The following is a 12786-nucleotide window of genomic DNA, read 5'->3' as shown; positions in this document are numbered from 1 at the left end:
TCGTATGCCTGCGGGTGTAGTTCAATGGTAGAACCTCAGCCTTCCAAGCTGATGGTGCGGGTTCGATTCCCGTCACCCGCTCCACGGAGCATTCATCCTCGTCGGCGGCCGCCGCGTCGCCGCGAGGGCCACGGGGTGTAGCGCAGCTTGGTAGCGCATCCGCTTTGGGAGCGGAGGGTCGCAGGTTCAAATCCTGTCACCCCGACCATCGTTCGGGGGTGAGGTTCGTGCTCGGATCTCGATCGGCAGGCGGTGCCGCCGCCGCGCCGTCCTCGATCATCGGATCGGTATACCTACGTATCCCAGCGGGTTTCGCCCATGTGCGACGGCGGCCATGGGGAAGGCGCGGAGACTTCCGTCTGCGGCTGCGGTCGCCGGACACCCCGTGGCAACCCTTCGGCACCGGCCCTGAGTAGCCGAGTTCGACGATTCGCCGGCCGTCGCGTTCGACGCGCGAGATCGGATATGAGACATTCGGGCCGCCGTCACCGGCGCAGCGCTCGAAAAGCTCGAACGATTTTGTCTACTTAAGTATTCGACAGCGCCGGATCGAAATAAGAGAACGGTCGGTTCGCGGCTCGCGCCGTCACTGTTCGGCTTGCCCCTGCGGGCTGGTGGCCACCGGCGGCAACTCGGAGTGCCGGGCGAACGCCTGATCGATCAGTTCCGACGTGGCGCGAGTGACGATCAACCGGGCGATCGCCAGATCGGTCTCCAGTTTCGTGCGATCCCGCGGCGTTCGTGCGGATTCCTCGTAGGTCTGCCCGGCCAGCCGGTAGAACAACTCGGTGGCGAAGCGGTCGGCGATGCGATCGCAGTCCGCGCGCAGACGTTCGACCAATTGGAACGTGTCCTGCATAGGCAGCCCGGTGTCGTGCAGCCGGGTGGCCAGATCACAGCACCGTGGATTCGTGACCCGATACGCCTCGAGCGGGTCCTCGCTGGAGGCCAGCGCCTGCTTCGCGTAGTCCGGCAACTCCGCGTAGCTGTCCTGTGGCTCGGTGGTGGCTTCCGGGTCTGCTTCGGCTGCGTTCTGACTCTTCACTCCGAGTACATCGGCGAGTCCGTCGCCACGGTCCCAGGCTTCGAGCAGTTCCCTGATCCCGTTCAGCTTCATGCCCCGCCCCAGCAAGCGGCTGATCGTTTGCAGCCGGTTGAGGTGGTCCGACCCGTAGTACCCGATCCGCCCGCGCACCTCCGGCGAGGGCAGCAGACCTCGCTCGTGGTACACGCGGACGCTGCGCACGGTGGTGTCGGCTGCCCGTGCCAGTTCGTCGATCGTGAATTCAGAGTCTGCAGCCATGTTTAAAAGGAAACCATAGTCGGGCCCCCGTGGAAAACGGTCCGTTTCATAACGTGCCGTTAAAGACGGTAGCTGGGTGTTGCTTGAAGGTCAACGAGCCGTTACATAGCGGTACAAAAGGTTGTGTGCTGGGCAACAGTGGGCTACCGTGCGTAGACCAGCTTATCGCGGCTGGGTTCCGGGGACTGTTGAGCAGCCCTGATGACGTCCGATCCATGGGCCACGCACCTGCCAGAGGTGTGTGCTCGGCATCCCCGGAGATGGCTATGAGCATTACGCGAACCCTTCCGATGGACACGGGATCCATTGCGTCAGCAAAGATCTCGTCGATTCCGGCAAAGTCGAACCAGCGGCCCCCGTGCGCCGACGTCCCCGACAACTGGGACATGGACAGCGGGAATCCGGATGCCTGGCGAGCGGCGGTGCGCACCTGCCAGAGTTGCCCGCTGCTCACGCAGTGCCGCCAATTGGCGCAGACGCTGACCACCCGGGGTGACGGTCCCCGCGCGATGATCTGGGCCGGCGTCGCCTATGACAACTCCGGCAGCGTCATCGAGAACCTGGACCGGCACCGCGCCGCGCCGATCGACCACAAGCGCCCTATGCGCATCATTCGCACCGGGCCGCGTCCGCTGCGTACCGTATCCACTCTTCCCGCGCCCCGCAGGCACATCGTGCTCGGGCAGCCCCTGAAGCCGACCGGCACCGACGGTCTGTGACTATGCTGCGTGCAGCTTTTCGCGTCGAGTCCTTCGGTGGTGCGTAACTCATGACAGTGCTGGCATTGGAGATCGGGTCGTCGGGCTTCGCGGCGACCCGGGTCGCGGACGATGTCGACACCGACGACGTCCGGAGGATCCCGATCCCGGTGACGGGCGCCTGGGATAAATGCCAGGATCTGCTGCTTGAGGTCGCGGGTGGTGGCGAGGTCACCGCCCTCGGCATCGCTTCGGCCGGGCCGATCGACATGGCGGCGGGGGTGATCGCGCCTTCCGAGGTGCCGGAATGGCGAGCCGGTTTCGGCATCGTTCAAGCCGCGCGGAAGTTGTTTCCGAAAGCACAGGTTCCGCTCGCGCTGGACGGCGTCTGCCTGGCGCTGGCGGAGCGAGGTTTCGGCGCGACGAGCGAAGTGATGGACAGTCTGGCGCTCAACGTCTCCGATCGCGTCACCGGCGGGGTGGTCGTCGGCGGCTTCGTGTTGGTGGGGCGTACCGGCAACGCGGGGCACATAGGTCATGTCTTGGTTCCCGGCTTCGACGATCGGTGCTCGTGTGGCGGCCGCGGTTGCCTGGAGGCGGTCGCCGGTGGCCTGGCCGTGGTGCGCTGGGCGCGGGAGCAGGGCTGGGCGGGCGCGTCGGTGCAGGAACTGCTGGACGCCGCCCGCGTGGGCGAGGACATTCCCGCCGCGGCGCTCGGCCGAGCCGGAACGGCGCTCGGCCGCGCGATCGCCTCCACGGCGGCACTGCTCGATCTCGACCTCGTCGTGCTCGGCGGCTCGCTCGCCGCCGCGGGGCCCGCGTTGTGGAAACCACTCGGCGAGGCGGTCGCCACGCATGCCAGGCTGAGCTTTCTGCCCGGATTGCGGGTGCTTCCCTCGCAGCTGGGAGACGTCGCGACGATCATGGGCGCGGGTGTGCTGGCCCTGTCCGGAAAGAATGCCTGATCGATCGCGCGGTGGTGTAATGCCCTGCGCGCGAGCGAATTCAAGCCGCGCATGGATTGCCGAGGGAATGCCGTCGGCTGCGGTCGACGGCTTCCGTTGATCTTGTAGACCAGTTTGCGGCGGATGTGCCGTTGGGCTGCGCGCCGGTGGAAGGGGGGTTCTCCCGAAGCGGACGTGAACAAAATGAACACGGCTGCGCGTGCTACGTGAACATGGTGGAGACTTCATGGGAACGGGCGGCGATGTCACGGAGTTGATTGCGCCGCTAAATAACGGTACATTGCCTGAGTCACAATGTCTCATCCGGGTTGGCGGACCCGGAGGAACGGCTGGTCGGGCAAGTGCGAAGCGAAGTGGCGCAGTGATTCCATGGGTGACGATCGAGACGTTGACGCCGGACGGCATGTCCGTGGCGTCGGTGGGGGATGCGCCGCGTGAGTTCGCGAGCTGGCAGCGGGTGCTGCAGCGAACCCTGTCCAAAACACCGGCGTTGTACGACAAGCTCACGACCGCAGGGCTGACGGAGGCGATCCAGACCGCGCACGATCAGGCGCAGGACGTCGACCTCGCCATTCAGACGCGGGCGGGGCGGCACCAATTGCTCATCCGCCCGATCTTCGGTCCGGCGGGCGACGTGCACGCGGTGCGACTGTGGCTGGGCCCCGCGTCCGAGCGGGTGCCTCCGTTGCGCCCGGCGGTGGGCGCCATCTGGGACCTGAGCAGTCAGACCATTCAGCAACCGAGCGGCATCACGCGGCTGTCCGGCAGTACCGCCGAAGAGTACGTCCCCAGGATGTCGATCGCGGAACTGTTCCACCGGGTATCGAGTTTCGACCGGCACGCCGAGATGCTCGATCTGCTCTACGACCCCAAGCCCGGTGAGCGAATGCAATTCGACACCACCGTGATACACGGATTCGGGCGCCCGGCCCAATGGCGGATCACCATTCGTGCCCGCGACGACGACCGCACGCGCGGCGCTTGGTGGCTGATCGAGGACGTGACCTCGGAGAACGCGCCTGCGGCGTGGCCGACCTTGGAACGAATCGGATTGCGGGAGGCGCATCGCCGGGCGGGCACGCATCTGGCCGTGGTCCAGCTCGAGCACACCAGCATCTCGCACTGGCTCACCGATCCCGCGCCGTGGGTGCGGTGGGACTATCTCTTCCGTCCGGTCGACGTCTTCCATCCGGATGACCGTCCCCGGCTGGCGGAACTCGGCGAACGGCTGCGGTCGGGCGACAGCTGCGGTGTGACGTTGCGGGTACTCAACTACGGCGGCGGTTACACGCCCACGTCGCTGCTCCTCTACCCCTATCCCGGGTACTCCAGCAGACAGCTGGCGATCGCCCAGCTGGTCCGTGTCGCCGACGACGTTCCGTTGCTGGAAACCCATCGCCAGGTGCTGGAACCGCGGCAGCGCAACGCGCCGATCGGATACGACGAACAATTGCGGCATTGGCTCGCGGGCAGGATGAAAAGCAACCCAGCCTGCTGACAGTTTAGTTCCCATGAGTGGGAACTACCGGCCGGTTAACAACGCCTGTGCTCTCTACCATTTCGGGAGTGAGGACAGGCGTTCGTGAGTCGGCAGATTCGGGTGAGGCACTGCTTCGCCGGATGGCCGCCCGCCGCCGTCGCGACAACATTGTGGTCGCGGTGCTCGCCGTTCTCGCCGTACTCGGCGGCGGCCACGCGATTCTCAGTGTCTTCGACTCCGGTCCACCCGCGCCGTCGGATGATTCGACGACGGCAATCGTCGGGCATGCGCAATTGGCCGGTTCCTACGCCGAGCAGTTCGTCGTCGCCTACCTCAGTGCCGTTGCGGGACAACAGGACCGGATCGGCGAATACGTCGGCTCCAATCAGCAGATCACGTTGCCTTCGTCAGCGCGCCAAGTCTCCGACCCCTCGGTCGTCTATGTATCGCGCGCGCTCTCGGCGGGCGGGCTCGAAGTCTGGTCGGTGACGGTGTCGGTCCGAGTCGGCAAAGTCGGCGCCGCGACCGCGCCGGATCAGCGGCAGTTCTACCGTGTCGCGGTCTCGGTATCCGACGGGCGGCTGCGTGCGCTGTCGACACCCGCCCTCGTCCAGGCTCCTTCGAAGGGCGTCGATCTCAAACTGGCCTACGGTGCGCCCTGCGCGCCGGATACTCCGCTCGGACAGGTCGCGGCCGGTTTCCTGAGTGCCATGCTGGCCGGGAACGGTGACGTGGCCCGCTACATCACTCCTGATGCCGGGCTGGCCGCGCTGAAACCGCCGCCCTTCACCGCCGTCGAGCTGACCTCGCTCACCACCGACGATTCGAGCTGCGGCTCCGGCGGCGCGAAGGCCCAAGTGCTGGCCACCATCAACCCCAAAGCCGATACGGGAGCGACCGCGACGCTGGCCTACCCGCTCACCATGATCCGCAATGCGGGCCAGTGGCAGGTGGTGTCCATAGATCCGATTCCAGCCTTGTCGAGTCCGCTGGCGGTAGTCGTCGGTCAGGATTCCCGCGGCGGAGCGCCGCCCACTTCCACCTCGTCTTCCTCGCCGACGGTGACGATTCCGCCGGCGACACAGAACTGATCCGAGAGGCAGCCCGATGGGTAATCTCAGCAACATCCTCTATGGCATCCTGATCTTTGTCCGATGGGGCGGGATGATCATCATCGCCATCGTGACGATCGGTGTGGTGATTTCCGAGGCAGCGAAATCGAGGTTGTCGCCGGCGCGGATCATCGTCGTCTTCGGATCGGGATTGATGGCCGGGGTGGTGATCTGGATTCTGCCCACGACCATCAACTACGCGCGCACGGACGCGAACCTGATCGTCCCAGATCATCCCATCGGTGGCTATCGATGAGCCAAGTCATCAAGGTGTTCACGCCGATCAAACGTGTCCCCACGATGATCGGCAAGGCGCAGAACGGGCAGAAGCTCCCGTTCGGCCCCTACACCCTGCCGCAGGTCGCCGCCGGTGTGGCGATGATGTCGGTGACTTCGGTGTGCGCCATGACTTTCCCGCTCAACCCTGCCGTCACTTTCATCACCGGCCTGGCGCTGACCATCCTGGTGGTCTTCGTGCTCGGCCTCGTCCCCTATACGGGTGTCCGGATGACCTCGCGGGCCCTGTGGCTGGGCAGGCTCATCGTCTACCGCAAGCCGGTGTCCGCCTCCGGTATGCCGATCACCGGCGACTCGGTGCGCCACACCATGTTCATCGAGGAGACCGTGGTCCTCTTGCTGCCCGACCACCCCGGCGCGGCCGTGGCCGCCGAGCCGAAGCCCGGTGTCCGCATGCTCGAGGTGGTGAGTGGGGGCGGCAAGGCTACCGACCTGTGGCGGCGGCTGAACGGTAACGACAACGGCAACGGCAATGGCCCGAATCCCGGAGGACGCCCCTGATGGCACTCGGACGAGACCTACAGCCCACCGCGGCGATTCGCGGCAATCTCCAGTTCACCCATTCCGGGCTGGTCACCGCGACCTACTTCGTCAATCCGCTCGGCTACGGGCTGCGCAAGGCCAGCGACAAGTACGACGTGAAGCTGGCGCATCACGCGCTGGTCACCAACTTGCCGAGCGGATCGCTGCTGCTGGGCATCCAGGCGCGGCTGAACACCATCGATGTGCTCACCAAGATGGTCGAAGGCGTCGACCTGGACGAGTGCGAGGACTACGCCGACGAGGTGGTCGCCTCCTACGAGCGCGTGTACGCGATCATGCCGCAGACTCGCGTCTTCCTGCTGTCGATCCCGGTCGGGGCGAGCAACTCCAGCATGTCCGCGTTGTCGCGGCTGTGGCGGGGCAGCACCACCACCATCGACGCGACGGCGATCTCCCGTGCCGACCTGGACCAATACGACGAGAAGGCGAACGAGATCCTGTCCAGGGTCGGCGGTGACTTCGATCCGGTGCCGGTGCCCGCCGCCCTGTTCCAATGGCTCTGGGAGCACTACCTTTCGCGTGGCGCGGCAGGTGATCCGGTGGCGCCCACCCGGGCGGGCGCGTTGGATGATGCGACGGCGGCGGTGTTCCGCTCCGCGGCGCTCGACGAAGGGGCGCAGGCCGACAGCAACCGGCGTATCCGGCCATCGTTCGTCCCAGTGGTCAAGGTGGTGCAGCCGGATTTCGAATACCGTCCGTCGTATCAGGCGATGCTGACGCCGCACTCGTTCCCCTACGCGGGCATGACGTTTCCAGGGGGCAGCGAGTTCCTCAACGTGCTGGAGGGTCTCGGCGACGTCACCGTCGACTGGGCTATGCGGATCTCGACCAAGCCCGCCGAGCAGGTTCTGAAGAACAACGAACTCAGTTTGCGCCGGCTGGGCGAGCAGATGGATCAGCGGGACCAGGAGGTCTCCTTCGCGCAGAACACACTGGCGTCGAAAGCGCGGATGCTCGGCGAATACAACCAGCACTTCGAAGTCAACGGCGGTGAATCGGAGGTTTCGTTCACCACCGTCATCGCCATCGGCGGCCCGTCACGGGACGCCACCATGGATGCCGTCAACACGCTCAAGCGGCGCTACAAGCGTTTCCAGGTCGACATGACCGCGCCGGTGGGGGCGCAGGTCGACCTGTGGTCGATGTTCATACCCGGCAGCGCGCCGCGGCGGGCATTCGACGATTACGCCCATATCGTCCCCTCGGACATGTGGGCCGGCTTCGTGCCGTTCACCACCAGTCAGATCGGCGACGACAGCGGTCCGGTGATCGGGGTCAACCTACTGTCGGGTCATTTCGAGCCGATCCACTTCGGCATTATGGAAGCCGCGCTGCACGACCTGTCCGCATCCTTCGCGGTGACCGGCGAACTCGGTTCGGGCAAATCGTATTTCCTGAAGTTGATGGCGGTGCTCGTACACGACATGGGCGGCCAGTTCCTCGCCATCGACCGCAGTCAGGTCGGCGAATGGGAGCACTTCGCGCGGTCGATCGATGACGCGGTCATCATCGACCTGGCAAATCCCACGGTGTCCCTGGATCCGCTGCGGTTGTTCAACCCGCGGATCGCCGGTGAACGGGCATTGGACTCCATCCTTCCGCTCCTGGATCTGTCACCGACCTCGGGTGCGGGCGCGGCGGCGAGCAATCTGCTGTCACCACGAGGCATGGCCGAGCACAAGATCAAGAGCTTGCTCGATCTTTTTCACGTCGTGCGCCGCTTGCGAGAGCATCCCGAGCGAGGCGAGGAGTACGCCGATCTGGCGGCGCGGCTGGGCACCGTGGTGGAGCGGGTGCCGGTGCTGTTCGATCCCAAGCTGCGACCGCTGCGCCTGGATGCCGCCGCGACGGTGGTCCGCAGTCACAACCTGCAACTGCCGAGCGCCGAGGAACTCACCACTCCGCACCTGTACAACAGGTTGCCGTTGACCAAGCGGCTCGGCACGGCGCTGTACGAACTGGTCGGTGTCGCGGCGAGAGAGGCGTTTCTCTCGGACAACGGCAGGTTCGGCTTGCTGGTCGGCGACGAGGCGCACCATTTCACGCAGACGCAGGTCGGCTCGGCGGTTACTTCGGATTTCAGCCGTGACGGCCGTAAGCACCTGGCCGCGATCGGGCTCGCCTCGCACGACCCGGCCACGGACTTCCAGGGCGCGGCGCACAACCTCATCCCGAACCGGTTCGTCTTCCGGCAGCGCGACGAGACGCTGGCGCGCAACAGTTTGGAGTGGCTGGGTGTCGATCTGGAGGAAGCCCCGTTCCTCTTGCAGATCCTGCGCGAAGAGACCTCGCCTCCGGTCGGGCCCGGTCGGCAGATCCCCGAGGAGCGCCGTGGCGAGATGTTCATGCGTGACGCGCTGAACCGCATCGGTCGCGGCAAGGTGCTCGGTCCGGCGCGTCCCGACCGGGCCGCGGCGATCACGAGCACCCCGACCAGCGTCAACAGTGTGCGCTCCAGCCTGCCGGAGCGATTGGTGCGCTGATGAGATCTCTACTCGGCTCGAGCATTCGCACCGATCAGTCTTCTTTCGGGCTGCCCTGGGAACCGCAGTTCTTCTGGGACACGGACCGTTGGCGGCCGCAGATGGTGTTCCGGCGATTCCGGACTTGGATCGCCGCATCCCGTCGTCGTCGGCGAACCGCGTGGATCGTCCTGGCCCTCTTCGCGCTGTTCGTCTTTCCTGGCCTCGTTCATGCGGTATCCGGCGCCCAGCCTGGCACCGCGACTCAGGGAACCGCACCCAACGCCGCGACCAGCTGGATGAACATCAGGGACTCCTACGGGGTCAATGTGTCGAGCTATATGTTGGTGGTCGATCGCGGCGGAGTGCTGAATTTGGGCAATTTCGCGCTGTGGATCATCCTCATGCCGTTGTTCGCGGTATGGCAGCTCTTATCCATCACGGGGGTCTGGCTCCCGGCCAAGGCGCTGGATTTCCAATGGCTGAACCTGATCAGCGCCCCATTGCAAGCGATGGCCCGCAACTTGACAACGCAGATCGCGACGCCCCTGATGGCCGCGACGGCGCTTGCGATCGGTGCCTTCTTCGTGGGTTATTTCATCGTTCGTGCCCTGTACGCCAAGGCCGTTACGCAGGTCGTGACGATGATTTTCTTCGCTATCGCAAGCGTGTTCTTCCTGGCGAACCCGTTGGGTGAGGCACTATCCGACCACGGGGTGCTGGTGCAAGGGCGTGACTTGGGACTCTCGGTCGCGGCGGGTCTGAACGGGAACAGCAATCCTAATCCGAACCAATTGGTCGCCACGCTGCAAATGACCATGGCGGACAATTTCGTGCGCTATCCGTTGCAGGTGTGGAACACCGGGCACGTCGTGGACAGCAACCCGTCCTGCCGGGCGGCGTGGTCCGCAGGCATGGCGGCAGGCAGCGAAGACCGGGTGCGCAACGGGATGAGATCATGCGGCGACGGCGCCGCGTATTCCGCGATGCAGAATCCGGGCGTCGGCCAGATCGGAGCCGGACTGCTGTTGTTGCTGTGCGCGGTCATTCTCTTGGCCTTCGCCGCGTATCTGTCCATCAAGATCATGTGGGCCGCGCTCGACCTGATCTATTACGGGTTCGCGTCGATCTTCGGGTTCGCCGCGGGTGGCTACATCTATGGCCCGACGCAGACATTCACCGTTCGTTGCGTGGTGCACGGCTTCATCTCCGCGGGGAAGATGGCCTTCTTCGTGATCGCCCTCGGCGTTTACGAACTGTTGCTGGGCAGCCTGTTCCGGGCCGCGAACGGTCAGATCATGGTGGTCTTCGTCATCGGTGCGGGTGTCGAGATCATCGCCATCATCCAGGTGCGGCGACTGAGCCGAAATATCGACGAGGCCAACGACTGGGTGACCAACCGTATCGGGGCGGCGATACAAAGCGGCGGATCGTCAGGGGGCGGCGGCGGTGGCGCCGCACTGGGTATGGGCTTGGGCATGGGCAACTCGGGTGCGGCCAACTCCATGTCCCCGCTCGCGATGCTCGGCGCGGTCAGCACCATCAACAGTTCGCCGGTCACAGCGTGGCTCGCCGGGGGGCGCCTCAACCCGTTCAGTCCTTGGTCCTGGCTCGACCATATGGACAAGAGGAACAAGGCGCGGGGCATGAAGACCAAGGACCTGCGAGCGGCCGCACACGCGGGGGTGAACACACAAGTGCACAACGCGAATACCGCCCGCGACGGCATCGCACGCGCCAGGCGTCGCGCTCGGAACCTTCGGCTGGCCTCGAGTGCGGATAGGGAAGCCGCGTTCGCCGCGCAGAATGTCGTGCATATGACAGGTCTGTCGTCCAATATCCCCTTCGCCCTCCAGATGGCCGGTGTCAGGCAGAGAGTCTTGCACCGGGCCTGGAACGCCACAACGGATGTCATCAAGCATACTGATAAAGAGCCGCTTCAGTCGGGTCACATCGGAAGTGTCGTTGCCGCTCACGGGCTTTTCGAGAACGATCTGGTGAACGGACATGATCCGCATATGATGATGGCCAGGTTCCATGCCCTGGAGGCCGTGGTCGATCGGTACCGAGGCGATTTCCCCGGTGGTGTCGCGCTCCGGAGCAACGAATTGGAAGAGCTCGGCAGATCGTATGTCTTGAATCCTGAGATGGATTTCATTACAAAATTGCAGAAAATTGCGAGCGGCGATACCTCGGATACGATCTTGGTGCACGGCGCCCATATTGCCGACGTCAACCCCGAACAAGCGGACCGGTTGGGGAAATGGATCACCAACGAGCATGCGCTTCGAATCCAGGCCGCCACCAATTGGGTGGCGCAGGATCCAACCGACCTCGAACGGGTTCGGGTGCTGCGTGCCGAGATCGACAACGGCACCCAGACAATCCAGTATCAACAAGGGAAGATGAGTACGGGTGCCAACTCGCTCGCGCAACCGGACACTGCTCACAGCCCGTTCATGCCGCCGGACCCGAGGCATCCCGAGGAGCCTCGCATACCGTGGGATTTGATAGATAATCTCAGAAACAGACGTCCGTGATCCGCACCGGGATTCGAAGCGTATGGCAACGGGTCTGAACGCACAGAAAGGTTCTCGATGATCGGTCGTCTCCTGACATTCATACTGATGCCGATGTGGGTATGGGTGGTGCTAGGGGGCGTCGGCGCCATGTTGCTGCTTTTGATGGGCCTGGTGCTGGTCATCGGCGGCGCCACCTCATCGATCGCGTCCGACCTGCATTACCAGTGCGACAGTGCGGTGGGGCCCGACCCCTCCGCGACGGTAACCGAGAGTCGCGCCTCGACTGTCGCGCGGCCGACGGCGCAGAGCGCGCCGACGGGCGGGTTGACCACCCTTCCCACCACCAACCCGTACGCGGAACTGACCATCGCCCCGGATGACACCGGCGCGTCCGACTGGCAGCGCGCCTGTGCGACGGCGTTGAAAGACGCGCCATATCAGGGTGTTCCGTTGCTGAACGGCAGTTCGGGTGTCGGCGCGGAGTGTGCCCGTCAGCTCGCCCTGGCCCAGGTGACGGCGAGCGGCGCGCAGAACGGCTCCGGTAGCCGCGTGGGCGCCGCGGAGTTCACCAGATCGGTGATCTACCAGGCCTCGGCAGCGCAATCGACGGGGCGATGCGCGGCTACGGGGGAGCAGCCATCCGCTACCGAGGGCGCCGGGCAAGCGAGCGGATCGGCGAGGCGGCCCTGTGGACAGGTTGACGGCGCGTCGGTAGTCGTGCTGCCGAACACCGTTGCGGCTCAGGGCGCGTGCGGCCAGCGGGTGGATCCCTCCGCGGTATCGGCGGGTGACTTGGTTTTCTGGAATTATCGAAGCAATGCGCCGACTCAGGTCGGCATCGCGGTCAGCGAGACACGGGTCGTCACAACCGATGCGACGACCGGCGAATTCGTCGAACTGGTCATCCCGAGCACGAACGACGTGCGGGTGAAGCGAGTGCTCGGCAGTGGAATGTGATGAGTAAGCGATGCCGCCAACAGAAGTAGAGCCCCAGATCGAGACCGGCGAGGAGCCCGAGGCGCCGCCGGGGCCGGTGACGCCTTGGTCGAACCGGCCGGATCAGCAGCGGCCACGGCCGGGCGGGGTGCCGGGGCAGCCTGGCAGCCCGTCTCCTGGACCGGGGCAGTCCGGCGCTCCAGGGCCGGGCCAGTCGGGGCCTGGTCAGCCGAATGGAGCAGGCGATCCCGGTCACGCGGGTTCTGCGCAGGCGAGCCCGGGTTCGTCTGGTCCGCCTGTGCCGGGTCATGCTGTGCCTGGTCAGCAGGGTGGTCCGCCGGTTCAGCAGCCGGGTCAGTCGGTTGAGGGTGCGCCGGGTGGTGTGGTGGCTCCTCGGGTGGAGGCGGCGCCGGGTGGGGGTGTGGGTCGGGAGCCTGAGCCGGAGCCGGAGCCGTTGGTGGATCCGGA

The 12786-nt window shown here is 65.3% G+C and carries 10 protein-coding genes and 2 tRNA genes; 11 read left to right on the top strand and 1 reads right to left on the bottom strand.

Annotated features, from left to right (window positions below):
* The first annotated feature begins 10 nt into the window (after nt 1–10).
* Nucleotides 11–84: transfer RNA gene (locus tag AB0L97_RS15575), tRNA-Gly, on the top strand.
* A gap of 47 nt (nt 85–131) precedes the next feature.
* Nucleotides 132–208 (top strand) — tRNA-Pro (locus tag AB0L97_RS15570).
* 378 nt (nt 209–586) lie between these two features.
* Here AB0L97_RS15570 and AB0L97_RS15565 read toward each other — a convergent pair.
* The gene (locus AB0L97_RS15565) at nt 587–1303 is read right to left on the bottom strand and encodes a MerR family transcriptional regulator (RefSeq protein WP_364429667.1); all 717 of its coding nucleotides are present in this window, start codon (nt 1301–1303) and stop codon (nt 587–589) included.
* A 266-nt stretch (nt 1304–1569) separates the two neighbouring features.
* On the opposite strand from AB0L97_RS15565, the gene AB0L97_RS15560 reads away from it, so the two are divergent.
* The 9 genes from AB0L97_RS15560 (at nt 1570) to AB0L97_RS15520 (ending at nt 12339) form a co-directional block, all read left to right on the top strand.
* Nucleotides 1570–2022 carry a hypothetical protein gene (locus AB0L97_RS15560; protein ID WP_356968241.1) on the top strand — a complete coding sequence of 151 codons (453 nt, stop codon included), beginning with the start codon at nt 1570–1572 and terminating at the stop codon, nt 2020–2022.
* Between the two features lie 50 nt (nt 2023–2072).
* Nucleotides 2073–2966, top strand: coding sequence for an ROK family protein (locus tag AB0L97_RS15555; RefSeq protein WP_364429663.1), 894 nt, complete (start codon nt 2073–2075; stop codon nt 2964–2966).
* 373 nt (nt 2967–3339) lie between these two features.
* Nucleotides 3340–4464: a GAF domain-containing protein gene (locus AB0L97_RS15550; protein WP_364429660.1), complete on the top strand. Its 1125-nt coding sequence runs from the start codon at nt 3340–3342 to the stop codon at nt 4462–4464.
* Between the two features lie 68 nt (nt 4465–4532).
* Nucleotides 4533–5537 (top strand): conjugal transfer protein, encoded by a 1005-nt coding sequence (locus AB0L97_RS15545; RefSeq protein ID WP_364429658.1) that lies wholly within the window; start codon nt 4533–4535, stop codon nt 5535–5537.
* 16 nt (nt 5538–5553) lie between these two features.
* A complete protein-coding gene (locus tag AB0L97_RS15540; protein ID WP_039796594.1) occupies nt 5554–5814 on the top strand; it encodes a hypothetical protein in 261 nt (86 codons plus the stop codon).
* Nucleotides 5811–6356, top strand: coding sequence for a hypothetical protein (locus AB0L97_RS15535; protein WP_364429654.1), 546 nt, complete (start codon nt 5811–5813; stop codon nt 6354–6356). Before AB0L97_RS15540 ends, AB0L97_RS15535 begins: the two co-directional genes overlap by 4 nt.
* A complete protein-coding gene (locus AB0L97_RS15530; protein WP_364429651.1) occupies nt 6356–8881 on the top strand; it encodes an ATP-binding protein in 2526 nt (841 codons plus the stop codon). The genes AB0L97_RS15535 and AB0L97_RS15530 overlap by 1 nt, the downstream gene beginning before the upstream one ends.
* Complete coding sequence (locus AB0L97_RS15525) at nt 8881–11400, top strand: hypothetical protein (protein WP_364429648.1); 2520 nt, start codon at nt 8881–8883, stop codon at nt 11398–11400. The genes AB0L97_RS15530 and AB0L97_RS15525 overlap by 1 nt, the downstream gene beginning before the upstream one ends.
* 93 nt (nt 11401–11493) lie before the next feature.
* Entirely contained in the window at nt 11494–12339 is an 846-nt protein-coding gene (locus AB0L97_RS15520) for a hypothetical protein (RefSeq protein WP_364429645.1), read from the top strand.
* Nucleotides 12340–12786: the final 447 nt, after the last annotated feature.

It is taken from the genome of Nocardia sp. NPDC051911, assembly GCF_040681035.1.
GTDB classification, from domain to species: domain Bacteria; phylum Actinomycetota; class Actinomycetes; order Mycobacteriales; family Mycobacteriaceae; genus Nocardia; species Nocardia sichangensis.
Note: the sequence above shows the minus strand (reverse complement) of the source record. Positions and strands in the feature narration are given on the sequence as shown.